The organism is Gluconacetobacter diazotrophicus PA1 5 (genome assembly GCF_000067045.1).
GTDB lineage: Bacteria > Pseudomonadota > Alphaproteobacteria > Acetobacterales > Acetobacteraceae > Gluconacetobacter > Gluconacetobacter diazotrophicus.
On sequence record NC_010125.1, the window covers coordinates 431,162 to 455,929 of the forward strand.

A 24,768-nucleotide genomic window follows, 5' to 3' on the forward strand; every position below is an offset into this window, starting at 1 on the left:
GCCCGCACCCGGCGGCGACATGAACGCGCCGTCCATGGACGAACCCTTCACGGAGTCCGCGGCCGAGGCCGTGGACTGGCAGGGCCAGCCCGTCCGCTGCCGCGACTGCCGGCACGAGCCGATGCATCGCGACGGGCGCTGCCGGCGCGGGCGCAGTTGCGTCCGCGATCGCCGGGCCCGGCGGGTGGATCGTTTTTTCCGGCATAATCCGGGGATGGCCGATGATTACCTCGACCATCCCTATGATGAAGTCCGGGCGATCGCGGCGCGGTACTGCTCTCTCTTCCGCCTGACGCCGCTCCTGGACGATCCCGAGCCCGAGGTCCGGGTCGGCGCGGTCCTGCGGTTGCCGCAGTCCCGCATCGGGCGCATGGCGGACGATCCCGACCGCCGCGTACGCGTCGCACTGGCCAGCCGGCTGGAAGGGCGCGCCCTGATGGCGCTTCTGGCCGATGCGGATGCGTTCGTCCGGGTCATGGTGGTCCGGCGCCTGGCCCCCGACGCCCTGGTTCTGGCGGTGGATGACGACGACGCCGATGTCCGGCGCTGGGTCGCGCGGCGGCTGCCGTCCGAACGGCTGTCGCTGATGCTCGACGATCCGGAGGCAACGGTGCGCCAGATCGTCGCGGGACGCGTCGATGTCAGGCATCTGCCCATCCTGGCGCTGGATGACGATGTCCGCGTGCGATTCACCGCCATCGAACGCCTGCCGCGCGACGCCGTGGCGCAGTACGGCGACGATCCCGAGGCACCCGTTCGCGAACTGGTGCTGCACCGTCTGGCCGAGGATTCAGGAAAGGAGCATCCCGATGGGACTGGGACGTGAGGAAGAGATCGAAACCCGCGGGCAGCCGGTCTTCATGCCGGGCACGAAGGTGCGCGCCACGCGCTACGTCAAGAACGACGGTACCTTCGCCGGCCGGGAAATCGGCGAAATGCTGGTACACAAGGGCGATATCGGCTACGTGCGCGACGTCGGCGTCTTTTTGCAGCGCTACTACATCTATGCCGTGGAATTCGTCGACCGGGGTACGGTCGTCGGCATGCGGGCGCGCGAGTTGAACATGGAAACGGAGGCACCGAAATGAAAGTCATGATACGGCGCGACGCGCGTGGCCTGTCCGTTTACGTCCCCCGCAAGGATCTGGAAGAGCCGGTGGTGGCCCAGCAATCCGAGGCATTGTGGGGCGGATGGGTCAGGCTGAAGAACGGATGGGTGCTGGAACTGCCGGAGATGGACGCCGAAACGCGCCTGCCGATCACGGTGAATGCCCGCCGGCTTGAAGGGGATGCCGAATGACGCCGGTCATCGACGACATCCTGGCGGGCCTGCGCGCCGGCCGGCTGGCCCCGTATCTGGGCCCGGGCGTCACCGCCATGGCCGACGGCGCGCCCGTTCCCGCCAGCCCGGCCGATCTGGCCGCGTTCCTGGGCAAGCGGGTCGCGCTGCCGAAGCGCGCGCGCGGCAACCCGTGGGCCGCGGCGCAGTATATAGAAAGCAACCGCCATCGTTCGACCCTGACGGCGCTGATGGACCAGGCCTACGCCGATCCCGTGCCGCCGGGGGACCTGCACCGGATGCTGGCCGGCTTCCGCCCGCCGCTGATCGTCGATACATGGTACGACGGCGCGATGCGGGCGGCGCTGACGGAGTGCGGCGGGGGCGAATGGGGCGAAATCCAGGGCATCACGCGTGCGGGGATCGGCGAGGCACGATGGTATCGCGCCTACGACGCCGACGGGACCGAAGTGCCGATGGACCAGGCCGAAGGCTGGCGCACGATCCTCTATAAGCCGCACGGCGCCGTCACGCCCGCGCGGAACTACATCATCGCGGATTCCGACTATGTCGAGGTTCTGACGGAAATCGACATCCAGACGCCGATACCCGACATCGTCCGAAAGCGCCGGACGGATTGCGGCTTCCTGTTCCTGGGGTGCCGGTTCGACGACCAGATGCTGCGGACCTACGCACGCCAGATCCTGAAGCGCTCGGCCGGTCCGTATTATGCCGTCCTCGACCTCGCCCTGCTGTCGCGGAACGAACGGCGTTTTCTCGACGACATGCACATCCAGCCGGTCGGTATTCCGCTTCCGGCGGTATCGGCGCTGCTGGCGGCCTGACGCCGTCCGGACCCGGCCTCACGGACCGCCCCGCATGCCGCATGCGGGGCGGTCTGCGTTTGGCGCGGGTGCCGCACGTTTGGCGGTTTTGTCAGGCTTCGCACAAAGCCGCCAGAATCATGTCCGATATGGCGGAAAAAGGAAAAAGATCCCCGATCCGGCGTGTGGCATGGCGTTTGCGGATGTCCTGTGTGTCGGGCCTGGCGGCCCGCGCGATGCGATCTATCGGAAAACAGGACGCCATCATGAGCAAGCTTCGCCAAATCGCCTTTTATGGAAAGGGAGGAATCGGCAAGTCGACGACCTCCCAGAATACCCTCGCCGCACTGGTCGAGATGGGCCAGAAGATCCTGATCGTCGGCTGCGATCCGAAGGCGGATTCCACCCGCCTGATCCTGAACGCCAAGGCGCAGGATACGGTCCTGAGCCTGGCAGCGGAAGCCGGATCGGTCGAGGACCTGGAACTCGAGGACGTGCTGAAGATCGGCTACAAGGGCATCAAGTGCGTCGAATCCGGCGGGCCGGAGCCCGGCGTCGGCTGCGCGGGACGCGGCGTGATCACCTCGATCAACTTCCTCGAGGAAAACGGCGCCTATGACGATGTCGACTACGTCTCCTACGACGTGCTGGGCGACGTGGTCTGCGGCGGCTTCGCCATGCCGATCCGCGAAAACAAGGCCCAGGAAATCTACATCGTCATGTCGGGCGAGATGATGGCCCTGTACGCGGCCAACAACATCGCCAAGGGCATTCTGAAATACGCCCATTCCGGCGGCGTGCGCCTGGGTGGACTGATCTGCAACGAACGTCAGACCGACCGCGAATACGATCTGGCGGACGCGCTGGCCAAGCGGCTGAATTCCAAGCTGGTGCATTTCGTGCCGCGTGCCAACATCGTCCAGCACGCGGAACTGCGCAAGCAGACGGTGATCGAGTACGCGCCGGATTCCGCGCAGGCCGGGGAATACCGGACGCTGGCGCAGAAGATCCATGCGAATTCCGGGCAGGGCACGGTGCCCACGCCGATCACGATGGAAGAGCTGGAAGACATGCTGCTCGAGTTCGGCATCATGAAGACCGATGAACAAGCCCTGGCCGAACTGGCCGCCAAGGAGGCCAAGGCCGCGGCAGCGCTGGCCTGATGCCTGAATGTCCGGCGGGTAAGCCGCCGGGCATTGTTTCCCACTTCCACGAAGGGGACCAGAAAATGAGTCTGGATGAAGACAAGACCAACGATAGCGCGTTTCACGCTCGCCTGATCGCGGAAGTGCTGGAAGCATACCCGGACAAGGCCCGCAAGCGCCGGCAGAAGCATCTGAACGTCGCCGGCCAAGCCGAAGCCGAGGCGCAGGACGCCGGCGAAGAAGGCGTGATGCTGAGCGAATGCGACGTCAAGTCGAACGTGAAGTCCGTGCCGGGCGTCATGACGATCCGCGGCTGCGCCTATGCCGGATCGAAGGGCGTGGTCTGGGGGCCGGTCAAGGACATGGTCCATATCAGCCATGGCCCGGTCGGCTGCGGACAGTATTCGTGGTCGCAGCGCCGCAACTACTATATCGGCAATACCGGCGTCGACTCGTTCGTCACCATGCAGTTCACGTCCGATTTCCAGGAAAAGGACATCGTGTTCGGCGGTGACAAGAAGCTGGAAAAGATCATCGACGAAATCGATGAGCTCTTTCCGCTGGCCAAGGGAATTTCGGTGCAGTCCGAATGCCCGATCGGCCTGATCGGCGACGACATCGAGGCGGTATCGCGCAAGAAGAAGAAGGAAATCGGCAAGACCATCGTGCCGGTCCGGTGCGAGGGCTTCCGCGGCGTTTCGCAGTCGCTGGGCCATCATATCGCCAATGATGCCATCCGGGACTGGGTGTTCGACGGCGAGGACAAGCACGCGGCGTTCGAGACGACGCCTTATGACGTCAACGTCATCGGTGACTACAACATCGGCGGCGATGCCTGGTCGTCACGCATCCTGCTGGAAGAAATGGGCCTGCGCGTCGTGGGCAACTGGTCCGGCGATGCGACGCTGGCCGAAATCGAGCGCGCGCCCAAGGCGAAGCTGAACCTGATTCACTGCTATCGCTCGATGAACTATATCTGCCGGCATATGGAAGAAAAGTACAATATTCCCTGGACGGAATATAACTTCTTCGGCCCGTCGCAGATCGCGGCATCGCTGCGCAAGATCGCGGCCCTGTTCGACGAGAAGATCCAGGAAGGCGCCGAGCGCGTCATCGCGAAATACCAGCCCCTGGTCGATGCGGTGATCGAGAAGTTCCGTCCGCGCCTGGCGGGCAAGAAGGTCATGCTGTATGTCGGCGGCCTGCGTCCGCGCCACGTCGTCAATGCCTATAACGACCTGGGCATGGAAATCGTCGGCACTGGCTACGAATTCGGCCACAACGACGACTATCAGCGCACTGGACACTACGTCAGGGAAGGCACGCTGATCTACGACGACGTCACCGGGTATGAACTGGAGAAGTTCATCGAAGGCATCCGTCCGGACCTGGTCGGATCGGGCATCAAGGAAAAATATCCCGTGCAGAAGATGGGCATCCCGTTCCGTCAGATGCATTCATGGGATTATTCGGGCCCGTATCATGGCTATGATGGTTTCGCCATCTTCGCCCGTGACATGGATCTTGCCATCAATAATCCGGTCTGGAGCATGTTCAAGGCTCCGTGGAAAAACGCCGCCTGAGGCCATAACGCAGCCGGCGTGCCGTATGGCGCACGCGGGTGGGTAAAGGACAGAGGGTAAGATCATGCCTCAAAATGTCGATAAGATTCTCGATCACGCACCGTTGTTCCGCGAACCGGAATATCAGGAGATGCTGGCCGGGAAAGCGAAGCTGGAGAACATGCCTCCGGCGGACAAGGTCGTCGAGATCGCCGACTGGACCAAGAGCTGGGAGTACCGCGAGAAAAATTTCGCGCGCGAATCCCTGTCGGTCAATCCGGCCAAGGCCTGCCAGCCGCTGGGCGCCGTCTTCGTGGCCTCGGGTTTCGAGCGCACCATGAGCTTCGTGCACGGCTCGCAGGGATGCGTCGCGTACTATCGTTCGCATCTCTCCCGCCATTTCAAGGAGCCGTCATCGGCCGTGTCGTCGTCCATGACGGAAGACGCGGCGGTGTTCGGCGGCCTGAACAACATGGTGGACGGGCTGGCGAATACCTACAAGCTGTATGACCCGAAGATGATCGCGGTGTCGACGACCTGCATGGCGGAGGTCATCGGCGACGATCTGCACGCCTTCATCCAGACGGCCAAGGGCAAGGGGTCCGTCCCCGAGGAATTTGACGTTCCGTTCGCCCATACCCCGGCCTTCGTCGGCAGCCACGTGACGGGCTACGACAACATGCTCAAGGGTATCCTGGAGCATTTCTGGAAGGGCAGGACGCCGGTCCCCAACCGTTCGGTCAACATCATCCCCGGGTTCGACGGTTTCGCGGTCGGCAACAATCGCGAGCTGAAGCGCATCCTGGGCATGATGGGCGTGCAGTACACGATCCTGTCCGACGTGTCGGATCAGTTCGATACGCCGTCGGATGGCGAGTACCGCATGTATGACGGCGGCACGAAGATCGAGGCCGCGCGTGATGCGGTGAACGCCGATTACACGATTTCGCTTCAGGAATACTGCACGCCGAAGACGCTGGAATATTGCCAGAGCTTCGGGCAGAAGACCGCGTCCTTCCATTACCCGCTGGGCATCGGGGCGACGGACGACCTGCTGCAGAAACTGTCGGAGATTTCGGGCAAGCCGGTTCCGCAGGAACTGGAAATGGAGCGTGGCCGCCTGGTCGACGCGCTGGCCGACAGCCAGGCCTACCTGCATGGCAAGACGTACGCGATCTACGGCGATCCCGATTTCGTCTATGGCATGGCGCGCTTCATCCTGGAAACCGGGGGCGAGCCGAAGCACTGCCTGGCGACCAACGGCAGCAAGGCGTGGGAAGCGCAGATGCAGGAACTGTTCGACAGTTCCCCGTTCGGCGTCGGGTGCAAGGCGTGGGGCGGCAAGGATCTGTGGCATATGCGGTCCCTGCTGGCGACGGAAAAGGTCGACCTGTTGATCGGCAATTCGTATGGCAAGTATCTGGAACGCGATACGGACACGCCGCTGATCCGTCTGATGTTCCCGATCTTCGACCGGCATCATCACCATCGTTTCCCGGTCTGGGGATATCAGGGCGCCCTGCGCGTTCTGGTGACGTTGCTGGACAAGATCTTCGACAAGCTTGACGACGATACGATCCAGGCGGGCGTCACCGATTATTCCTTTGACCTGACGCGCTGAACACTACGCCGGGCGGTCCCGTGCCGCCCGGCGTCCTACATGATGCCGGATCCGAGGGTTGGAGAGGACGATGAGCGACGCTTTGAAGGCGAAGGTTACCGAACTGTTCAACGAGCCAGGGTGTGAAAAGAACCTGGCGAAGGGCGAAAAGGAGCGCAGGAAGGGGTGTTCCAAGCCGCTGACGCCCGGTGCGGCGGCGGGGGGGTGCGCGTTTGACGGCGCGAAGATCGCGCTGCAGCCCATTACGGATGCGGTCCATCTGGTCCATGGTCCGCTGGCCTGCGAAGGCAATGGCTGGGACAACCGGCATGCCGCCAGTTCCGGACCGAAACTGTATCGCCTGGGCGCCACGACGGATCTGTCGCAGATGGATATCGTCATGGGGCTGGGCGAAAAGCGGCTGTACAAGGCCATCAAGGACGTCATCGCCCGCTATGCGCCACCCGCGGTCTTCGTCTATTCCACATGCGTTCCGGCGCTGACCGGCGATGATGTCGTCGCGGTCTGCGCCCATGCCAGCCAGAAGCTGGCGACGCCGTGCATCCCGGTCAACGCCCCGGGCTTTGTCGGCGGGAAGAACCTGGGCAACAAGCTGGCGGGCGAGGCGCTGCTGGATTATGTGATCGGGACGATGGAGCCCGAAATCAGCACGCCCACGGATATCAATATTCTTGGCGAATATAATCTTTCGGGCGAATTGTGGCAGATCCTGCCGCTGTTTCGGGCCCTGGGGATTCGGGTCCATGCCTGCGTGACGGGCGATGCCCGCTATCGCGAGGTTGCGTCGGCGCACCGGTCGCGCGTCAACATGATGGTGTGCTCGACCTCGCTGATCAACGTCGCGCGCAAGATGGAAGAACGGTGGGGCATTCCGTACTTTGAAGGATCTTTCTACGGAATCGAGGACACCTCCGCCGCCCTGCGGGCCATCGCCGGGATGCTGGTGGCCCGTGGCGCGCCGGCCGACCTGCCGGCCCGGGCCGAGGCCCTGATCGCGGAGGAGGAAGCCCGCGCCTGGGAGGCCATCGCCCCCTATCGCGCGCGGCTGGAGGGCAAGCGGGTGCTGCTCTATACCGGCGGTGTCAAATCCTGGTCGATCGTTTCCGCCCTGCAGGAGATCGGGATGGTCGTCGTGGGCACGTCGGTCCGGAAATCCACCGATAACGACAAGCAGAAGATCAAGGACCTGATGGGCGGCGACGCCCACATGGTGGACGCCATCCCGCCGCGGGAGATGTACGCCCAGTTGCGGCGCGGCGACGCGGACATCCTGCTGTCCGGCGGACGGACGCAGTTCGTGGCGCTGAAGGCCCGGGTGCCCTGGCTGGATATCAACCAGGAACGGCACCAGGCCTATGCCGGATATGACGGCATGGTGGCGCTGGTGCGTGAACTGGATCGGTCCCTGTCCAACCCGGTCTGGGCGGATGTCCGCCGCCCGGCCCCGTGGGAGGAGGACGATGCCGATGCGTTCCTGGATGACGCGCCGTTCCTGACCCCCTTGTCCTGAGGAGTTCGTCCGTGGCCACCATCGTGAAGCCGCGCAAGGCGGCGTCCGTCAATCCGCTGAAATCCTCGACGCCGCTGGGCGCGGCGCTGGCCTATCTGGGTATCGACGGCGCGGTGCCGCTGTTCCATGGCTCGCAGGGCTGCACGTCCTTCGCGCTGGTCCTGACCGTGCGCCATTACAAGGAAGCGATCCCGCTGCAGACCACGGCGATGGACGAGGTCGCGACCATCCTGGGGGCCGCGGGCAATTTGGAAGAGGCACTGCTGAATTTGCAGCGGCGGATGAAGCCGCGCTTCATCGGCATCGCCTCGACCGCACTGGTCGAGACCAGGGGAGAGGATTATGCCGGCGACCTGAAGCTGATCCTCCAGCGGCAGCCCGAACTGGCGGATACACGGATCGTCTTCGCCTCGACCCCGGATTATGCCGGCGCGCTGGAGGACGGCTGGGCGGCCGCCGTCAGCGCGATCATCGAATCGGTCGTGGCCCCGTGGTCGCCGACGGTGACGTCGTTCCAGCAGGTCAACGTCCTGCCGGGCGTGCACCAGACCCCGGCCGACATCGAGGCGCTGCGGGACCTGATCGAAAGCTTCGGCCTGTATCCCGTGATCCTGCCGGACCTGTCCGGATCGCTGGACGGTCATGTGGCCGAGAACTGGTGCCCGACCACGCAGGGCGGCGCGCGGATGGAAGAAGTGGCGCAGATGGCGCGCGCGGTGCACACCATCGCCATCGGCGAGCATATGCGCGCGCCGGCCGACCTGCTGGGCAGCGTAACCGGCGTGCCGGTCACGCTGTTTCCCACCCTGACGGGACTTGCGGCCAACGACCGGCTGATGGCGCTGCTGTCGCGCCTGTCGGGCCGGGCGGTGCCGGGGCGCTATCGCCGCCAGCGCAGCCAGTTGCTGGACGCGATGCTGGACGGTCATTTCCATTTCGGCGGCAAGCGCATCGCGATCGCCGCCGATCCCGATCTTCTGTATGGCCTGTCGGCCTTCTTTGCCGGAATGGGCGCACGGATCGTCGCCGCGGTCGCCTCGACGTCCAATGCGCCGAACCTGGACTCCATTCCCGCGGACAGCGTCATCGTGGGCGACCTGACGGATCTTGAAGACGCGGTCCACGCGGCGGGGGGCGCCGATCTGCTGGTCACCCACAGTCACGGCCGTCAGTCCGCCGACCGCCTGGGCATTCCGCTGATGCGCGTGGGCTTTCCCATTTTCGATCGTCTGGGCACCGCGCACGCGCAGACCATCGGATATCGCGGCACGCGCGACCTGATCTTCCGCGTCGCCAACCTGTTCCTGGGCCAGATGCATGAGCACACGCCGGACGATTTCGGCCACGTGCCGTCCGCCCATACGATCGAGGAGATAGTGCATGACAGCGCGTCGCTTGCAGCTCATTGAACCGGAAGCCGGCGGGGACGGTGCCGCCGCCGGTGTCGTGCCGCGCCTGCGGATCGCGATCGCGACCCAGGACATGAAGGCGCTGAACGCGCATTTCGGGTCCGCCCGACGCTTCGCGGTCTGGGACGTGACGCCGGACGATGCCCATTTTGTCGAGGCGGTGGGGTTCGACGACGTCTCGGACGAATCCGGCGCGCACAAGGTGGACGTCGACGACAGGATCGGCCCCAAGGTCGATGCCCTGGCGGGATGCAACCTGCTGTTCGTCCTGGCCATTGGCGGTCCGGCGGCGGCGAAGGTGGTCGGCGCGCATATCCACCCGGTCAAGCTGCCCGCGCCGCAGAGCATCGCGTCGGTGATCGAACGCGTCCAGACGATGATGAAGGGCAACCCGCCGCCCTGGCTGCGCAAGGTGATGGGGGCGGCCGTACCCCGTTCGATGGATTTTCTGGATGAGGAGGACTGACGATGTCGCAAGCCGGTGTGATTGACGATCCGATGGCGACCTCGTTCATGAAGGCGCTGGTCGGGCGGATCCGTGCCGAGGACATGTACGGGGCCTGGGAACGCAAGACGAATGAAATGCTCCTTGACGATTATATCGTCAGCAAGGAGGAGCGGCGGGCCATGCCGATGATCAGCGACCCCGATCCCGACACGCTGGCGCGGGTCGAGACGTTCTTCCAGGCCGTCGGCCTCGCCATCGAGCAGGAGACGGGGCTGATCGCCTCGCCGATGATGAAGATGAGCCATGAGGGATTCGGTCGCGTCATCCTGACGACCGGGCGGCTGGTCGTCTTCATGAAGACCCTGCGCGACGTGCATCGCTTCGGTTTCGACAGCCTGTCCGCCCTGGCGGCGGAAGGGGCGAAGGCCGTGAATGCGGCGGTGGCCGAAATCAACCGGTTTCCCGAAGTGGCCCGGGCGTGACGGAGGGCACCATGACGGATATCGCGGAACTGAAGGCGGAACTGAAGAAGCTGTCCGCCCGGGCCACCAAGGCGAAGATGGATCTGCACGATCTGTCCGAGGACCTGCCCGTCAACTGGCAGGCGATTCCCGACATCGCCGCGCAGGCGCATCGGGCCTTTGCCGAACTGACCGAAAAACGCGCGGCGCTGGCCGCGATCGAAGACGCGACGAAGGAATAGAGAGATGGGAAGTGTCACACGCGACGGCCGGCCGTGGCAGCCGGAATACCTGCTCGCGATCGATCCGGCGCTGTGCATCGGCTGCGGCCGGTGCTTCAAGGTCTGCGGCCGGGGCGTCATGACCCTGCGCGGCCTGACCGACGAAGGGGAACTGGTCGACGACGATGACGACGGCGATGACGACGTGGAACGTCGGGTGATGGCCCTGGTCGACGCGGGGGCGTGTATCGGCTGCGGTGCCTGCGCGCGGGTCTGCCCCACCAACTGCCAGGCGCACGGCGCGGGCTGAACAGACAGGGAGGCGACGATGCGGGCCGAGGACCTTCACGCCTGGCTGGTGGCCCAGGGCACGGGTACGGAATGCGATCGTTTCGATGTCCACGTCCTGGCCTCCATCCTTGCGATCGCGCTGATTCAGTCGCGTGAACGCGGCCTGCCCCTGCCGGGCCTGGTGGGCCTGGGGGGGCAGGACCTCGTCGCGCTGGTGGGGGCGATGCTTCCGGGCGCGCTGTCGCGTTTTCAGACGATGGCGGACCTGCCGGCGCCGGTCCCCGATGAAAACGAATCCATCCTGCGCGACCTGCTGCGCCGGGGAACGTCGGAAGGCTCGGAGTGGGAATACGGGCTTGCCGCCATGGTCGCGCGCCGGGCCATGGAACCGCATCACCTGTGGCAGGATCTGGGGCTTCGTCACCGGCGCGAACTGTCATGGATGCTGGAACGGCATTTCGAACCCCTGGCCCGCCGCAACACCGGCGACATGAAGTGGAAGAAGTTCTTTTTCCGCCTGATCTGCCGGGACGAGGGCTATCGCCTGTGCTCGACCCCGGTCTGCGACGAATGTGACGATTTCGACGCCTGTTTCGGGGCCGAGGACGGTGAAAGCCTTCTGGCGCGCACGGCCGCCGGGCGTCCCGCCGCCTGACCGGTCTCTTCCTGCCGCTGGCCGATAAGGATCCCGGCGCCTGCGCGCCGGGATTTTTCGTGCCCGCGATTTCATGTCCGCCCCATGCCGACACGTCGGGAATCCGACAACGTTGCAAATCGGACAGGACAGCCCCCGGAAAATAACCTCGGCCTTCTCTTTTGTCGTGGCACGCGGATTGCGTGGTTTCCGTGCGGAAGACATTCGCGGGAAAAGGAGTTCACGATGATTGAGATGACCCCCAGCGCGTGTGAGGCGGTACGCGCGGCCATCGCCGGTGCAGCGACCCCGGTCGAGGGAATCCGGATCATGGTCGAATCCGGTGGATGCTCGGGTTTCAAATACATGATGGGCCTGGTCGCGGCGCCCGAACCCTCGGACGTCGTGGTTGACATCGACGGCGTCAAGGTCTTCGTCGATGCCGAAAGCGGGCCACATCTGCAGGGCACCAAGGTCGATTTCGTGGTGACGCTGGAACAGTCGGGCTTCTCGTTCGACAATCCGAATGCGGCATCGAAATGTTCCTGCGGAAAGTCCTTTAACTGAACTGTCGCGGCAGGGTCGGGCGTTGACGGAGGGAAATACAGATGTGGGAATATTCCGATAAGGTAAAGGACTACTTCTTCAATCCCAAGAACGCCGGCGTGATGGAAGACGCCTCCGGCGTGGGCGAGGTCGGCGCGATCGCCTGCGGGGATGCGCTGAAGCTGATGATCAAGGTCGATCCGCAGGATGAACGGATTACCGAGGCCCGGTTCCAGACCTTCGGCTGCGGGTCGGCCATTGCTTCGTCCTCCGCCCTGACCGAGATCATCATCGGCAAGACGCTGGACCAGGCGCTGGAAATCAGCAACCAGGACATCGCCGATTTCCTGGGCGGCCTGCCCCCGGAAAAGATGCACTGTTCCGTCATGGGGTACGAGGCCCTGCGCGCGGCGGTCGCGAACTATCGCGGCGAAGTCTGGGAAGACGATCACGAGGACGGCGCGCTGCTGTGCAGGTGCTTCGGCGTCGACGAGGGCATGGTCGAACGCGCCATCCGCAATAACGGCCTGACCAGCATGGAGCAGGTCGCCCAGTTCACCAAGGCGACCGGCAGTTGCGGCACCTGCGTCGAAGGCGTGGAGGGCGTGCTGGAACGCACCAATGCGGCGATGGTGGCCGAGGGCCTTCTGGACCCGGTGCAGGCTTTCGTGCCCGGCGGTGCCGCGCCCGTCCGGGGTCGCGCGCAGAAGACGTCACCGGTCGCACCCCCGGCGCGTACGGGCGGCAAGATGACCACCGTGCAGAAGATCCGCGCCATCGAAGAGGTGCTGGAGGAGCTTCGCCCGGCGCTGCGCAACGACGGCGGCGACTGCGAACTGGTCGATGTCGAGGACAACCGCGTGATGGTCCGGCTGACCGGGGCCTGCGTGAATTGCCAGCTGGCCGCCGTGACGGTGCAGGGCATCCAGGGACGTATCGCCGAACGGCTGGGCACGCCGGTGCGTGTCATTCCGGTGCAGGCCGGGCAGTGAAGGAGAGCGCGACATGAACGCGGTTTATCTGGACAACAACGCGACGACCCGCGTCGACCCGGCGGCCGTGTCCGCCATGCTGCCGTTCTTTACCGAGCAGTTCGGCAACGCATCGTCCATGCATGCGTTCGGCGCCGAGGTCGGGGGTGCCCTGCACACGGCGCGGCGGCAACTGCAGGCCCTGCTGGGCGCGGAATTCGATCATGAGATCGTCTATACGGCCGGCGGCACGGAATCCGACAACACCGCCATCCTCTCGGCGCTGGAGACCCAGGCCGGGCGCAACGAAATCGTGACCAGCGCGGTCGAGCATCCCGCCGTGCTGGCGCTGTGCGCCTGGCTGGAGAAGACGCGCGGGACCAGGGTGCATTATATCGGCGTCGATGCGCGCGGCCGGCTGGACATCGATGCCTATCGCCGTGCCCTGTCGCCGCGCACCGCGATCGCCTCGATCATGTGGGCCAATAACGAGACCGGGACGATCTTCCCGGTCGAAACGCTGGCGGCCGTGGCGCATGAGGCCGGGGCGCTGTTTCATACCGACGCGGTGCAGGCGGTGGGCAAGATCCCCATGAACCTGCGGCATTCGGAAATCGACATGCTGTCGCTCTCGGGGCACAAGCTGCATGCGCCCAAGGGGATTGGCGCGCTGTATGTGCGTCGGGGCGTACGCCTGCGTCCGCTGATTCGGGGCGGCCATCAGGAACGCGGCCGGCGCGCGGGCACCGAAAACGTACCGGGCATCATCGGCCTGGGCGTGGCGGCCGAACTGGCCCGCCATCACATCGACGAGGAAAATACCCGCGTGCGCGCCCTGCGGGACCGTCTGGAACAGGGGCTGCTGGAGCGGATCGGCAACGCCTGGGTCACGGGGGATACGGAAAACCGCCTGCCGAATACGGCGAATGTCGCGTTCGAGTTCATCGAGGGCGAAGCCATCCTGCTGCTGATGAACAAGGCCGGGATCGCGGCGTCCTCGGGATCGGCCTGCACGTCGGGCTCGCTGGAGCCGTCGCATGTCCTTCGCGCGATGCACGTGCCCTATACCGCGGCACACGGCGCGATCCGCTTTTCGTTTTCGCGCGAAAATACGGACGCGGATGTCGATCGCGTTCTGGACGTCATGCCGGGCATCATCGCCAAACTGCGTGAAATGTCCCCCTTCTGGGATGGCGCGGCCGCCGCGAAATCCGGCTTTGCACCGACTTATGCCTAGGGCGATGCGCCGGGCCTGATGAAGCCCGGCGGTATGGAGGCTGTGCGATGTCGGAAAACGCGCGTCTGCTGATCAGCGACACCACCCTGCGCGATGGAGAGCAGGCGCCGGGGGTGGCCTTTACCGCGTGGGAAAAGCTGGCCATCGCCGGCGCCCTCGACGCGGCCGGCGTGGATGAGATCGAGGCCGGCGTTCCGGCCATGGGGGATGCCGAGATCGCCATGATCGCGGCGATCGGCGACGAGGTGGAACGCGCCCGCGTCATCCCCTGGTGTCGCATGCGCGACGAAGACGTGCACGCGGCGCGGCGGACGGGGCTGGGCAGCGTGCACCTGTCCGTTTCGACCTCGGTCCGGCAGATCCAGGCGAAATACCGCATGTCGCCGCGTCGCACGCTGGACATGGCGCGCGACGTCGTCTCCCGCGCCAGGGATTACGGCCTGGCGGTGTCGGTGGGGGGCGAGGACGCCAGCCGGGCCGATCCGGCCTATCTGGTCGATCTGCTGGGCGTGATCGCCGAGGCAGGGGCGTTCCGCTTCCGCTTCGCCGATACGCTGGGCGTGATGGACCCGTTCGGCGTGCACGAGGTCATGCGGTATCTCTGCCAGTCCAGCCCGCTTCAGCTTGAATTTCACGGCCATGACGATCTGGGCCTGGCAACGGCCAATACGCTGGCCGCCGTGCGGGCCGGCGCGGCGTGCGCCAGTGTCACCGTCCTGGGACTGGGCGAACGCGCGGGCAACGCCCCGCTGGAGGAAGTGGTGGCGGGGGTATATCGCCTGCTGGGCCGTCCGGCGGGCGTGAAGCTGGACAGCCTGCCCGGGCTTGCCACCCTGGTCTCGCGCGCCGCCGTGCGTGATATCCCGCCCGACAAGGCGATCGTCGGCGACGCGGTCTTTCGTCATGAATCGGGCATCCATGTCTCGGGCCTGCTGCGTGACGCCGCGACGTATGAGGCACTGGACCCCGTGCAGTTCGGCCGCCAGCGCGAAATCGTGCTGGGCAAGCATTCCGGCCGGGCCGCGGTACGGCACGCGCTGGCGGCGCTGGGCCTGGATGCCGACGAAACCGTCATCGCGGCCACGCTTGCCGCCGTGCGCGCGCGTGCCTCCGCCGCCAAGCGCACGGTGGCGCTGGCCGAACTGGCCGAAATGCATGCGGGCCTGATGGCAGGCGTGTCGAAATAAGACATCGGGGAACCACGAAATGATGGGCATTCTGGACGAACTGCGCGGCCTGTCGGCCGCCGAGGACTTTTTCCGCACGCTGGGCGTCAAGTACGACGCCGAGGTGCTCAATGTCGCCCGCCTGCATATCCTGCGCCGCATGGGCACCTACCTGTCCCAGGCGGAACTGGAACCGGACGAGGACGCGGCGCGTGCCCAGTGCCGCGCGCAATTGCAGCGCGCGTACGACGATTTCACGCGTTCGACCCCGATTGCCGAGCGTGTCTTCAAGGTCCACCGGGACGCGGTGCGGCCATCGGGTGGGTTCGTCAGCCTGTCGGAGTTGACACAGGACGGGACGTGAACCCGACGCGGAGATGTCGGACCAGGGGCCAGAGCGGGTGCCGGACGGGGAATTTTTCACGGTTGAGGGAATTTTCGCCCCGTTTGGCCTCGCTGGTACGCCTCTTGCGACCCGTGGAAACATGACATCCTGCATGTCGATGGAGGCGCGGAATGCAAATCTTTGTCTGTATCAAACAGGTTCCGGACAGCGGACAGATCCGCGTCCATCCGGTCACCAACACGATCATGCGCCAGGGGGTGCCGACGATCATCAACCCCTACGACCTGTTCGGGCTGGAAGAGGCGCTGCGCCTGCGCGACCGGTTCGGCGGCCAGGTCACGGTCATGACCATGGGGCCGCCGATGGCCGTCGAAAGCCTGCGCAAGGCGATGACCTTCGGCGCGGACCGTGCCGTGCTGCTGACCGACCGGATTTTCGCCGGCTCGGACACGCTGGCCACCAGCTACGCGCTGGCGCAGCTGATCCGCAAGGCCGGTGAAACCTGGGGCGAGCCGGATATCGTCTTCTGCGGCAAGCAGACGATCGACGGCGATACCGCGCAGGTGGGTCCCGGCATCGCCCGTCGCCTGGGCCTGTCGCAGTTGACCTATGTGTCCGGTATCGATGACCTGGACATGGTGGACCGCAAGATCCTGGTCCGCCGCCGCGGGGACCATGGGGTGCAGGTCCTGCGCTCGGTGATGCCGGTCATGATCACGATGATGGAAGGCAGCAACGAAATCCGGCGTGGAACCCAGGCTGACGCCCTGCGCGCCGCCCAGGCGGAAATCGTCCAGTGGAACGGCGCCGCCGCCGGCATCGAGGATACGGCGATGTGCGGGCTCCGCGGGTCGCCGACCGTGGTGAAGAAGGTCTTCGCCCCCACGGCCCGGGCCGAAAAGGCCGAGAAGATCGCGACCGGAACCGAAACGCCGGCCGCGCTGGCCGAAACGCTGATCGACGCCATCTTCACCCGCCAGCCCGTGCTGCAGGCCGATCTGCTGCAGCAGGCCGCCACGCACTGAAGGAGACAGGGCCATGAACGCCAAACCGACGGGCGGGGCACCGGGCGGCCGCGCCAATATGAAGAAGGAATTGTCGGAGCGCTTCCAGCGCTACCGCCATGTCTGGGTCTTCGTCGAATTCGAGCACGGAAAGATCCATCCCGTCTCGCTGGAACTGCTGGGCGAGGGACGCAAGCTGGCCGACCAGTTGCAGGTCGAACTGGCCGGAATCGTGCTGGGCAGCGGCCGGGCCGAACTGGACGAGGCGGCAAGGGCGGCGTTTTCGTATGGCGCCGACGTCGTCTACCTGGCCGACGATCCGGTCCTGGCCAACTACCGCAACGAACCCTACACCCAGGTCATGACCGCGCTGGTCAATGCCTATGAACCGGAAATCGTCCCTTCTGGGCGCCACGGTCCTGGGCCGCGACCTGGCCGGCGCCGTCGCGACGACGCTAAGACCGGCCTGACGGCGGACTGCACCGAACTCGCGATCGACGGCGAACGGTCGCTGGCGGCCACGCGCCCGACATTCGGCGGGTCGCTGCTGTGCACGATCCACACGCTGAACTATCGCCCGCAGATGGCCACCGTCCGTCCGCGCGTCATGGCGATGCCCGAGGCCCAGCCGGGCCGCACGGGCCGCATCGTGGAATTCAAGGTCGACGTGGCCGAGGACAGCATCATCACCAAGGTGCTGGATTTCCTGCCCGATACGGCCAACGAGGCCGAGCAGATGGCCTTCGCCGACATCGTCGTCGCGGGCGGCATGGGCCTGCGCAGTGCCGAGAACCTGGGGCTGGTGCGCGATCTCGCGGCCGTGCTGGGCGGGGACTGGGGCGGGTCGCGCCCGCTGGTGCAGAAGGGGTGGATTCCCTCGGACCGGCAGATCGGGCAGACCGGCAAGACGATCCGCCCGCGCCTGTATATCGCGGCGGGCATTTCCGGCGCGATCCAGCATCGCGTGGGGGTCGAGGGCGCGGACCTGATCGTCGCGATCAATACCGATCCCAACGCACCGATCTTCGATTTTGCCCATGTCGGGATCGTGGCCGATGCGATCACCCTTCTGCCGGCGCTGACCGAGGCTTTCGGACGGCGCCTGTCGGTCAACCGGATGGCGAGCTGAGGACAGCATAATGACACAGCACCAATTCGACGCCATCGTCGTGGGGGCCGGCCCGTCGGGGAACGCGGCGGCCTATACGATGGCGCAGCGCGGCCTGCGCGTCCTGCAGATCGAGCGCGGGGAATATGCGGGATCGAAGAACGTCCAGGGGGCGATCCTGTATTCCGACGCGCTGGAACGCATCATTCCCGATTTCCGGGAAGACGCGCCGCTGGAACGTCACGTGATCGAACAGCGGATCTGGATGATGGACGATGCCGGGCATACCGGCATGCATCATCGCAGCGACGATTATAACGAGGAAAGCCCCAACCGTTATACGATCATCCGCGCCCAGTTCGACAAATGGTTCAACCGCCGCGTGCGGGATGCCGGGGTGACGGTGCTGTATGAAACCACCGTGACCCGGCTGATCACCGATGCGCGCAAGCGCGTCGTCGGCGTGCAGACCGATCGCGACGGCAACGGCATCTTCGCCGATGTGGTCGTCCTGGCCGAAGGCGTGAACGGCCTGGTCGGCCTGCGGTCCGGGCTGCGTGACGAATTGCGGCCCGAGAACGTGGCCCTGGCGGTCAAGGAAATGCATTTCCTGCCGCAGGAGGTGATCGACGCGCGTTTCAACCTCAAGGGCGAGGAAGGCGTGGTGATCGAGGCCATGGGCACCGTGACCGACGGCATGGTGGGCACGGCGTTCCTGTATACCAACCGCGAATCCATCTCGGTCGGGATCGGCTGCCTGGTCAGCGAATTCGCCAGGAGCGGCGCCGCGACGCCGCATGGCCTGCTGGACCGCTTCAAGGCGCACCCCAGCATCCGTCCCCTGCTGGAAGGATCGGAAATCAAGGAATACGCCGCCCACCTGATCCCCGAGGGCGGATATCGCGCCGTCCCCGAACTGGTGGGTGACGGGTGGATCGTCGCGGGCGATGCCGGGCATTTCGTGAATGCCGTGCACCGGGAAGGATCGAATCTCGCGATGACGACCGGTCGCATGGCCGGCGAGGTCGTTGCCAATATCCTGACGAGCGGCCTTTCGTGCTCCGCGACGAACCTGGGGGCCTACAAGACGCTCCTGAAGGAATCCTTCGTGATGAAGGACCTGAAGAAATACCGGAACGTGCCGAAAATGCTGGAAGAAGGCGGGTACAACATCATGAATCTGTATCCGCGCCTGGTGAACCGCGCGGCACAGACGTGGTTCCGCGTGGACGGCGTGGACAAGAAGGCCAAGGAATCTGAAATTCTGAAGAATGCATGGCGCGCGCACAGGTGTCGCGGGCCTGCTGGGTGACGCAATTCAAACTGGCGAGGGCATGGCGATGAGCGATCGGGTCGAAGACCGTCTGTTCCAGAACAGGTATGTCGTGGATGTCGGGCGGCCGCATATTACCGTCCGTCCGCATGAAACCCCGTCGCAGGCGCTCCTGGTCATGACGCGCATCTGTCCCGCCGGCTGTTACAGCCAGAATGAACAGGGACAGGTGGAAGTCGCCGCCGACGGGTGCATGGAATGCGGGACGTGTCGCGTCGTGTGCTCCAAGACGGGCGATATCGAATGGCAGTATCCGCGTGGTGGATACGGTGTCCTTTTCAAGTTCGGTTAACGGGCTGCCGCCTCTGCCGGCGACGCTGATCGATGCGTTGCTGGCCGAGGACGTGCCCTTTGGCGACCTGACGACACGGGCGCTGGGCATCGGCGGGCAGCCCGGCCTCATGAATTTCTCCGCCCGGGACGAACAGGTCGTCTGCGGAAGCGAGGAAGCCGCCGCCATACTGACCCGGCTGGGTGCGACGGTGGACGTGCTGCGCTCCAGCGGCGGCCGGGTCACGCCGGGCACGCCCCTGCTGCGGGCCACGGGCCCGGCGGGGGCGCTCCATATGGGGTGGAAGACCGCCCAGACGCTGATGGAATGGGCGGCCGGCATCGCCACCGCCACGAACGCCATCGTCCTGGCCGCCGCATCCGGCGGGGCGGCGGCTGGAACGGTCGCGGTCGCCTGTACGCGAAAGGCGCCGCCGTTGACGCGGGCGCTGGCGATGCGGGCGGTGGTGGCCGGCGGCGGGGTGATGCATCGCGTCGGCCTGTCCGACACCATCCTGGTATTTCCCGAACACCTGGCCTTCATGGACCCGCATGACGGCCTGGCTCAGGCGGTCCAGACGCTGCGCCGCACCGCGCCGGAACGGCGGATCGTCATCGAGGTCACCAGCCCGGACCAGGCCATCGCGGCCGCACGGGCCGGGGCGGACATCCTGCAGATGGAGAAATTTCCCGTCCGGGACGTCGCGCGACTGGCCGAACGGCTGAAGGCACTTTCCCTCTGCCCACGTCTGGCCGCGGCCGGGGGCATCAATGCCCGCAACGTCGCGGACTACGTCGCGGCGGGCGCGGACCTTGTCGTGACCTCGGCACCGTATACCGCGCCGCCCTGTGACGTGCAGGTCGAACTGAAGGCGCGATAGCAGGCCCGGCGCACGGTCCCCGAGCGACCGGAAGCGCCGGGCGATTCCCATGCGCATCCAGCTCCCTATCTTGCGTATCGAGAAGCCTCCGATCCGGGGCCGCCGACGGCTTGTACCGCCGCCGGGACAGGGCCAGCCGTTCAGGCGGGGCCGGACAGCGCGCATAAAATAACCTTTACATGAAACGTCTCAGGTATTGCCCTGTTATCCATCTGGCAATGTATCGGACCTAAGACACTCTTCATGCTGCGATCCAGGACAGATTGATCTACATCATGCATGCGGCCCAGGTGGTTTGTGTATGAATAATGAATACGGAACTGATACGGAATAATGTAACTATAACAAATACAAGCCGGTGGGAGTTGATGAAGTGACGAAAGAATCACAGATTGTCGAACGCCTTAGCTTCATGAATCTGGACTCCACCGCGCAACAGAATATCAAAAATGCCAAGCCAATTCTGATGAAGGCCCTTCCAGGGGCGCTGGATACATTTTACGATCAGGCGCGCACGTTCCCCCATACCGCCCAATTCTTCCATAACGCGAATCTGATCGCCTCGGCGAAGAATCGTCAACTTGGCCATTGGGATTACATATCCAGCGGTGAATTCAATCAGGATTACGTCAAGGCCGTCACCACGATCGGGCAGACGCATGCGCGGATCGGGCTGGAGCCGCGCTGGTATATCGGGGGCTATGCCCTGGTTCTCGAATCCCTGATCGCGGCGATCGTCGAGGCGCGCTGGCCGAGGGGAATCCTGGGGGCCGGGCGGTCATCGGCCAGACAGGTGACGGCGGAACTGAGCGCCGTCGTCAAGGCCACCATGCTCGATATGGATTTCGCGATTTCCGTCTATCTCGATGCGCTGGAGACGGCGCGCCAGGCGTCGGAGGCGCGTGCCAGGGCGACCAACGACGCCGTCATGAAAGCGGTCGGCGAGGCCCTGGGCAGGATCGCGCAAGGCGACCTGACCCATCGCATCGGCGACGACATGCCCGAGGAATACAGGCAGTTGCGCGACGACTTCAACCTCGCCATCGCGCAATTGTCCGAAACGCTGTCCCAGGTCCAGGGCACGGCCGAGACGATCAGCCGGGGCGCGGATGAAATCGCGAATGCCGCCGACGACCTGTCGCAGCGGACCGAAAGACAGGCGGCCAGCATCCAGCAGACGGCGGCGGCCCTCGACCAGATCACCGCGTCGGTGACCCGGACGGCCGGCGGCACAAAGCGGGCCAGCGGGGCGGTCAACGCGGCCAAGGCGGACACCCGGCATTCGGGCACGGTGGTGGACCAGGCCATCCTCGCGATGAGCGAAATCGAGAAATCGTCGAACCAGATCGCCCGGATCAACGGAATCATCTACGACATCGCATTCCAGACCAATCTGCTGGCCCTGAACGCGGGGGTCGAGGCCGCCCGTGCCGGCGACCAGGGCCGTGGCTTCGCGGTCGTCGCGCAGGAGGTACGCGCCCTGGCGCAACGGTCGTCCGAGGCCGCCAGGGAAATCAAGGCCCTGATCCTGGCCTCGGCACAGCATGTGAATCACGGCGTCGGCCTGGTGGACGAGACCGGCAAGGCGCTGAAGGCCATCATGGCCAAGGTCACCGAAATCGACGACCTGGTGGGCGAAATCGCCTCCTCGACCCAGGAGCAGGCGGCCGGACTCAGCCAGGTGAACATCGCCGTGAACCAGGTGGACCAGGTCGTGCAGCAGAATGCGGCGATGGTCGAGGAAACCACCGCCGCCACGCGGTCCCTCAAGGGTGAAACCGAGGAACTGGCTGCCCTGGTCGGACGCTTCGCGGTCGATGACGGGCAGGATCAAAGCCGGACCATGGCCCGACCCGATGCGCCTGCAAGCCGACAGGCGGTGTCCCAGCTTCAGGCCCTGGCCGACAGGATTTCCGCCAGCTTTGCCCGCAGGCCGCGATACAGCGACGGCCCCCGGGAAGAAGTCTGAGGGTATCCGGGACAGGCCGGGCGGCGTTTCCAGGACCGGGTCGCAGTGCGATGCTTGATGAGGCGCGCGTCCGTGACTACGTGATTTCCCATGCCGGTTCTGTGCCGGTCCTGGAAACAGTCGGGGAAGACGCATCATGGAGTACACGCGCTTGGGCCGGACCGGCCTGCAGGTATCGCGTATCTGCCTGGGCTGCATGACCTATGGCGTGCCGGAACGCGGCAACCATCCCTGGACGCTGGACGAGGAAACCAGCCGCCCGCTGATCCGTCAGGCGCTGGACGCCGGGATCAATTTTCTCGATACCGCCAATACCTATTCCGACGGCACGTCGGAGGAGATCGTCGGCCGCGCGATCCGCGATTTCGCCCGGCGCGAGGAGATCGTGCTGGCCACCAAGGTGTTCTTTCCGCAGCGCAAGGGCCCCAACGGGGGCGGTCTGTCGCGCAAGGCGATCCTGGGCGAGATCGACAACAGCCTGCGCCGCCTCGGTACCGATTACGTGGACCTCTACCAGATCCATCGCTGGGACCCTGAAACGCCGATCGAGGAAACGATGGAGGCGTTGCATGACGTCGTGAAGGCGGGCAAGGCGCGCTATATCGGCGCGTCGTCCATGTATGCGTGGCAGTTCGCCAAGGCGGTCTACACGTCGCGGCTCAACGGCTGGACGGAGTTCGTCAGCATGCAGGACCATCTGAACCTGCTGAACCGCGAGGAAGAGCGCGAAATGCTGCCCTTCTGCCGGGACCAGGGGATCGGCGTCCTGCCCTGGAGCCCGCTGGCGCGCGGGCGCCTGGCGCGGGACGGGAACGAAAGCACCAGCCGGCAGGAAACGGACAACTACGCCAAAATCCTGTATGAAAAAACGGAAGAATCGGATCGCGCCGTCATTGATGCCGTCGGCCGGATCGCGGCGCAACGCGGCGTGCCGCGCGCCCAGGTCGCGCTGGCGTGGGTGCTCCAGACGCCGGGCGTGACGGCGCCGATCGTGGGGGCGTCGAAGCCCGGGCAACTGGCCGACGCGGTCGGTGCGCTGTCCCTGACCCTGACGGCGGAGGAGATCGCCGCCCTGGCAGCACCCTATGTTCCGCACCCGGTCGTGGGATTCGGCTAAGTCCTCCTTCAAAAAGATCCTCTAGAATTCAGCAACCTTCCCCCAGGACGAAACCCTGAAGCGCTCGGGGCTGTACGGCACGGGATCGACGATCGGGGCCGCGCCGGTGACAAGGTCGGCGACCAGATGACCGGCGCCCGGACCGATGCCGAACCCATGGCCCGAGAAGCCGGCGGCCAGGATCAGGCCCGGCACGGTGCTGATCTCGCCGATGGCGGGAACGCCGTCCGGCGTCGCGTCGATATAGCCCGCCCAGGCGGCCGAGATCTGTGTCTTGCGCAGTTCGGGCAGCAGTTCCACGGCGCGGCGGTAGGTCAGCCGCAATTTCGCGCGGTCCGGCCTGGGGTCGAGGATGCGCATGCGCTCCATGGGGGTGGGGGCATCGAGGCGCCAGCGGGCCAGGGTTTCGTGGCCGGAGCGTATGCCCTCCAGCCCGCCGGGGGCCAGGCTGCGCCAGCGTTTGAGGAACATCGGCAGGAACTGCGGCGCGAAGCGCAGTTGCTGGGGCGTGACATCGACGCGCCCGAAGCCGCTGATGGCCAGCGTATAGCCGCCGTCACTGCGCCGCGTGAACGAGATCTCGCTGGTATGAAGCGCGTCCGGCAATCCGGTGGCGCCGGGTGAAAGCGCCATGCTGGACGACCGGATGGAGGCCTGCGGGAAACGGATGCCAAGCTGGTGGCAGAAGGAGGACGCCCAGGCGCCGCCGGCATGGATGGCGATGGGCGTCCTGATCGTTCCGCGTTCGGTGACGACGCCGCTGACGCGGCCGCCTTCCTGTTCGATGCCGCGCGCGGCGCAGTGTTCCAGCACGGTGCCGCCCAGCTTCATGATGGCCCGGGCGACGGCGGGGGCGGCCATGCTGGGGTCCGCGACCCCGTCGGAGGGCGAGAACACGCCACCCTTCCACGCCCGCCCGCTGGCGGTGCCGCGCTCCGTCGCCTGGGCGCTGTCCAGGATCGTGGTCGTGACGCCCACTGTCCGGGCGAAGTCCCGCCACCGCGTCCAGCGTTCGATTTCGGCGTCGTCATTGCTCAGGTACAGCAGGCCGCACCGGCGAAAGCCGGTATCCTCGCCGCTTTCGCCCGCGAAGCTCTGCCACAGGTCCAGGCTGCGCGTCGCCATCGGCAGTTCGCGCGCGTCGCGGTTCTGCTGGCGGCACCAGCCCCAGTTGCGGCTGGACTGCTCGGCGCCCACGCGCCCCTTTTCGACCAGGGCGACGCTCAGGCCCCGCCGGGCCAGGTAATACGCGGCGAAGACCCCCACGATACCGCCGCCGATGACAACGGCATCCGCCGACGCGGGCAGCGTTGTCGACCCTTCGATATAGTGCAGCGGTGCGGACATGATGCTTCTCCAATCGCCGGTCCCGGCGGAAGATTCGGGCCGAAACCCGCCAGGGGGGCGGTGCGCCA

27 protein-coding genes are annotated in these 24,768 nt (G+C 65.5%); 26 read left to right on the plus strand and 1 reads right to left on the minus strand.

Annotated features, from left to right (window positions below):
• The first annotated feature begins 19 nt into the window (after window positions 1-19).
• The 26 genes from GDI_RS02005 to GDI_RS02130 all read left to right on the plus strand — a co-directional run bounded on the left by GDI_RS02005 (window position 20) and on the right by GDI_RS02130 (window position 23,353).
• The gene (locus GDI_RS02005; RefSeq protein ID WP_012222799.1) at window positions 20-826 is read left to right on the plus strand and encodes a 4Fe4S-binding leucine-rich repeat protein; all 807 of its coding nucleotides are present in this window, start codon (window positions 20-22) and stop codon (window positions 824-826) included.
• On the plus strand, window positions 810-1,088 hold the full coding sequence (locus GDI_RS02010; protein WP_012222801.1) for a nitrogen fixation protein NifZ: 279 nt from the start codon (window positions 810-812) through the stop codon (window positions 1,086-1,088). Before GDI_RS02005 ends, GDI_RS02010 begins: the two co-directional genes overlap by 17 nt.
• Window positions 1,085-1,300, plus strand: a complete 216-nt coding sequence (gene nifT, locus GDI_RS02015) for a putative nitrogen fixation protein NifT (protein ID WP_012222805.1) — start codon at window positions 1,085-1,087, stop codon at window positions 1,298-1,300. The genes GDI_RS02010 and nifT overlap by 4 nt, the downstream gene beginning before the upstream one ends.
• Window positions 1,297-2,124 carry an SIR2 family NAD-dependent protein deacylase gene (locus GDI_RS02020; protein WP_012222807.1) on the plus strand — a complete coding sequence of 276 codons (828 nt, stop codon included), beginning with the start codon at window positions 1,297-1,299 and terminating at the stop codon, window positions 2,122-2,124. The genes nifT and GDI_RS02020 overlap by 4 nt, the downstream gene beginning before the upstream one ends.
• Window positions 2,125-2,369: 245 nt before the next feature.
• Window positions 2,370-3,266, plus strand: coding sequence for a nitrogenase iron protein (gene nifH, locus GDI_RS02025; RefSeq protein WP_012222808.1), 897 nt, complete (start codon window positions 2,370-2,372; stop codon window positions 3,264-3,266).
• 65 nt (window positions 3,267-3,331) lie between these two features.
• A complete protein-coding gene (gene nifD, locus GDI_RS02030) occupies window positions 3,332-4,831 on the plus strand; it encodes a nitrogenase molybdenum-iron protein alpha chain (RefSeq protein ID WP_012222814.1) in 1,500 nt (499 codons plus the stop codon).
• A gap of 64 nt (window positions 4,832-4,895) precedes the next feature.
• Window positions 4,896-6,431, plus strand: a complete 1,536-nt coding sequence (gene nifK / locus GDI_RS02035; RefSeq protein ID WP_012222816.1) for a nitrogenase molybdenum-iron protein subunit beta — start codon at window positions 4,896-4,898, stop codon at window positions 6,429-6,431.
• 70 nt (window positions 6,432-6,501) lie between these two features.
• Complete coding sequence (nifE, locus tag GDI_RS02040; RefSeq protein ID WP_012222818.1) at window positions 6,502-7,941, plus strand: nitrogenase iron-molybdenum cofactor biosynthesis protein NifE; 1,440 nt, start codon at window positions 6,502-6,504, stop codon at window positions 7,939-7,941.
• A gap of 11 nt (window positions 7,942-7,952) precedes the next feature.
• Window positions 7,953-9,350 (plus strand): nitrogenase iron-molybdenum cofactor biosynthesis protein NifN, encoded by a 1,398-nt coding sequence (gene nifN / locus GDI_RS02045; protein WP_012222820.1) that lies wholly within the window; start codon window positions 7,953-7,955, stop codon window positions 9,348-9,350.
• Window positions 9,322-9,816 (plus strand): nitrogen fixation protein NifX, encoded by a 495-nt coding sequence (gene nifX, locus GDI_RS02050; protein WP_012222821.1) that lies wholly within the window; start codon window positions 9,322-9,324, stop codon window positions 9,814-9,816. The genes nifN and nifX overlap by 29 nt, the downstream gene beginning before the upstream one ends.
• 2 nt (window positions 9,817-9,818) lie before the next feature.
• Window positions 9,819-10,280, plus strand: a complete 462-nt coding sequence (locus GDI_RS02055) for a NifX-associated nitrogen fixation protein (RefSeq protein WP_012222823.1) — start codon at window positions 9,819-9,821, stop codon at window positions 10,278-10,280.
• An 11-nt stretch (window positions 10,281-10,291) separates the two neighbouring features.
• Window positions 10,292-10,501 (plus strand): CCE_0567 family metalloprotein, encoded by a 210-nt coding sequence (locus tag GDI_RS02060; protein WP_012222825.1) that lies wholly within the window; start codon window positions 10,292-10,294, stop codon window positions 10,499-10,501.
• Between the two features lie 4 nt (window positions 10,502-10,505).
• Window positions 10,506-10,790 carry a ferredoxin III, nif-specific gene (fdxB, locus tag GDI_RS02065; protein ID WP_012222836.1) on the plus strand — a complete coding sequence of 95 codons (285 nt, stop codon included), beginning with the start codon at window positions 10,506-10,508 and terminating at the stop codon, window positions 10,788-10,790.
• 18 nt (window positions 10,791-10,808) lie between these two features.
• Window positions 10,809-11,426 (plus strand): nitrogen fixation protein NifQ, encoded by a 618-nt coding sequence (locus tag GDI_RS02070; protein ID WP_012222838.1) that lies wholly within the window; start codon window positions 10,809-10,811, stop codon window positions 11,424-11,426.
• Between the two features lie 225 nt (window positions 11,427-11,651).
• Window positions 11,652-11,972 carry a HesB/IscA family protein gene (locus GDI_RS02075; protein WP_012222840.1) on the plus strand — a complete coding sequence of 107 codons (321 nt, stop codon included), beginning with the start codon at window positions 11,652-11,654 and terminating at the stop codon, window positions 11,970-11,972.
• Window positions 11,973-12,013: 41 nt separating this feature from the next.
• Entirely contained in the window at window positions 12,014-12,943 is a 930-nt protein-coding gene (nifU, locus tag GDI_RS02080) for a Fe-S cluster assembly protein NifU (RefSeq protein WP_012222842.1), read from the plus strand.
• Window positions 12,944-12,956: 13 nt separating this feature from the next.
• Entirely contained in the window at window positions 12,957-14,159 is a 1,203-nt protein-coding gene (gene nifS, locus GDI_RS02085; RefSeq protein ID WP_012222844.1) for a cysteine desulfurase NifS, read from the plus strand.
• A gap of 47 nt (window positions 14,160-14,206) precedes the next feature.
• Window positions 14,207-15,346, plus strand: coding sequence for a homocitrate synthase (nifV, locus tag GDI_RS02090; RefSeq protein WP_012222846.1), 1,140 nt, complete (start codon window positions 14,207-14,209; stop codon window positions 15,344-15,346).
• A 19-nt stretch (window positions 15,347-15,365) separates the two neighbouring features.
• Window positions 15,366-15,689, plus strand: coding sequence for a nitrogenase stabilizing/protective protein NifW (gene nifW / locus GDI_RS02095; protein WP_012222847.1), 324 nt, complete (start codon window positions 15,366-15,368; stop codon window positions 15,687-15,689).
• Between the two features lie 152 nt (window positions 15,690-15,841).
• Complete coding sequence (locus tag GDI_RS02100) at window positions 15,842-16,696, plus strand: electron transfer flavoprotein subunit beta/FixA family protein (RefSeq protein ID WP_012222850.1); 855 nt, start codon at window positions 15,842-15,844, stop codon at window positions 16,694-16,696.
• Window positions 16,697-16,709: 13 nt separating this feature from the next.
• The gene (locus GDI_RS02105) at window positions 16,710-17,804 is read left to right on the plus strand and encodes an electron transfer flavoprotein subunit alpha/FixB family protein (protein WP_012222853.1); all 1,095 of its coding nucleotides are present in this window, start codon (window positions 16,710-16,712) and stop codon (window positions 17,802-17,804) included.
• Between the two features lie 10 nt (window positions 17,805-17,814).
• The gene (locus tag GDI_RS02110) at window positions 17,815-19,095 is read left to right on the plus strand and encodes an FAD-dependent oxidoreductase (RefSeq protein ID WP_012222854.1); all 1,281 of its coding nucleotides are present in this window, start codon (window positions 17,815-17,817) and stop codon (window positions 19,093-19,095) included.
• A 28-nt stretch (window positions 19,096-19,123) separates the two neighbouring features.
• Window positions 19,124-19,408, plus strand: a complete 285-nt coding sequence (locus GDI_RS02115) for a ferredoxin family protein (protein ID WP_012222856.1) — start codon at window positions 19,124-19,126, stop codon at window positions 19,406-19,408.
• The gene (gene modD, locus GDI_RS02120; protein ID WP_081482844.1) at window positions 19,386-20,267 is read left to right on the plus strand and encodes a ModD protein; all 882 of its coding nucleotides are present in this window, start codon (window positions 19,386-19,388) and stop codon (window positions 20,265-20,267) included. Before GDI_RS02115 ends, modD begins: the two co-directional genes overlap by 23 nt.
• 373 nt (window positions 20,268-20,640) lie before the next feature.
• Window positions 20,641-22,236, plus strand: a complete 1,596-nt coding sequence (locus GDI_RS02125; protein WP_012222861.1) for a methyl-accepting chemotaxis protein — start codon at window positions 20,641-20,643, stop codon at window positions 22,234-22,236.
• A 136-nt stretch (window positions 22,237-22,372) separates the two neighbouring features.
• On the plus strand, window positions 22,373-23,353 hold the full coding sequence (locus GDI_RS02130; RefSeq protein WP_012222862.1) for an aldo/keto reductase: 981 nt from the start codon (window positions 22,373-22,375) through the stop codon (window positions 23,351-23,353).
• Between the two features lie 21 nt (window positions 23,354-23,374).
• Here the strand turns inward: GDI_RS02130 and GDI_RS02135 are convergent, their stop codons facing one another.
• Window positions 23,375-24,700 (minus strand): NAD(P)/FAD-dependent oxidoreductase, encoded by a 1,326-nt coding sequence (locus tag GDI_RS02135; protein ID WP_012222864.1) that lies wholly within the window; start codon window positions 24,698-24,700, stop codon window positions 23,375-23,377.
• Window positions 24,701-24,768: the final 68 nt, after the last annotated feature.

Coding starts and splice junctions, on each gene's coding strand:
- GDI_RS02005 (WP_012222799.1), top strand. CDS start 20: ATGAACGCGCCGTCCATGGACGAACCCTTCACGGAGTCCGCGGCCGAG.
- GDI_RS02010 (WP_012222801.1), top strand. CDS start 810: ATGGGACTGGGACGTGAGGAAGAGATCGAAACCCGCGGGCAGCCGGTC.
- nifT (WP_012222805.1), top strand. CDS start 1,085: ATGAAAGTCATGATACGGCGCGACGCGCGTGGCCTGTCCGTTTACGTC.
- GDI_RS02020 (WP_012222807.1), top strand. CDS start 1,297: ATGACGCCGGTCATCGACGACATCCTGGCGGGCCTGCGCGCCGGCCGG.
- nifH (WP_012222808.1), top strand. CDS start 2,370: ATGAGCAAGCTTCGCCAAATCGCCTTTTATGGAAAGGGAGGAATCGGC.
- nifD (WP_012222814.1), top strand. CDS start 3,332: ATGAGTCTGGATGAAGACAAGACCAACGATAGCGCGTTTCACGCTCGC.
- nifK (WP_012222816.1), top strand. CDS start 4,896: ATGCCTCAAAATGTCGATAAGATTCTCGATCACGCACCGTTGTTCCGC.
- nifE (WP_012222818.1), top strand. CDS start 6,502: ATGAGCGACGCTTTGAAGGCGAAGGTTACCGAACTGTTCAACGAGCCA.
- nifX (WP_012222821.1), top strand. CDS start 9,322: ATGACAGCGCGTCGCTTGCAGCTCATTGAACCGGAAGCCGGCGGGGAC.
- GDI_RS02055 (WP_012222823.1), top strand. CDS start 9,819: ATGTCGCAAGCCGGTGTGATTGACGATCCGATGGCGACCTCGTTCATG.
- GDI_RS02060 (WP_012222825.1), top strand. CDS start 10,292: ATGACGGATATCGCGGAACTGAAGGCGGAACTGAAGAAGCTGTCCGCC.
- fdxB (WP_012222836.1), top strand. CDS start 10,506: ATGGGAAGTGTCACACGCGACGGCCGGCCGTGGCAGCCGGAATACCTG.
- GDI_RS02070 (WP_012222838.1), top strand. CDS start 10,809: ATGCGGGCCGAGGACCTTCACGCCTGGCTGGTGGCCCAGGGCACGGGT.
- GDI_RS02075 (WP_012222840.1), top strand. CDS start 11,652: ATGATTGAGATGACCCCCAGCGCGTGTGAGGCGGTACGCGCGGCCATC.
- nifU (WP_012222842.1), top strand. CDS start 12,014: ATGTGGGAATATTCCGATAAGGTAAAGGACTACTTCTTCAATCCCAAG.
- nifS (WP_012222844.1), top strand. CDS start 12,957: ATGAACGCGGTTTATCTGGACAACAACGCGACGACCCGCGTCGACCCG.
- nifV (WP_012222846.1), top strand. CDS start 14,207: ATGTCGGAAAACGCGCGTCTGCTGATCAGCGACACCACCCTGCGCGAT.
- nifW (WP_012222847.1), top strand. CDS start 15,366: ATGATGGGCATTCTGGACGAACTGCGCGGCCTGTCGGCCGCCGAGGAC.
- GDI_RS02100 (WP_012222850.1), top strand. CDS start 15,842: ATGCAAATCTTTGTCTGTATCAAACAGGTTCCGGACAGCGGACAGATC.
- GDI_RS02105 (WP_012222853.1), top strand. CDS start 16,710: ATGAACGCCAAACCGACGGGCGGGGCACCGGGCGGCCGCGCCAATATG.
- GDI_RS02110 (WP_012222854.1), top strand. CDS start 17,815: ATGACACAGCACCAATTCGACGCCATCGTCGTGGGGGCCGGCCCGTCG.
- GDI_RS02115 (WP_012222856.1), top strand. CDS start 19,124: ATGAGCGATCGGGTCGAAGACCGTCTGTTCCAGAACAGGTATGTCGTG.
- GDI_RS02130 (WP_012222862.1), top strand. CDS start 22,373: ATGGAGTACACGCGCTTGGGCCGGACCGGCCTGCAGGTATCGCGTATC.
- GDI_RS02135 (WP_012222864.1), bottom strand. CDS start 24,700: ATGTCCGCACCGCTGCACTATATCGAAGGGTCGACAACGCTGCCCGCG.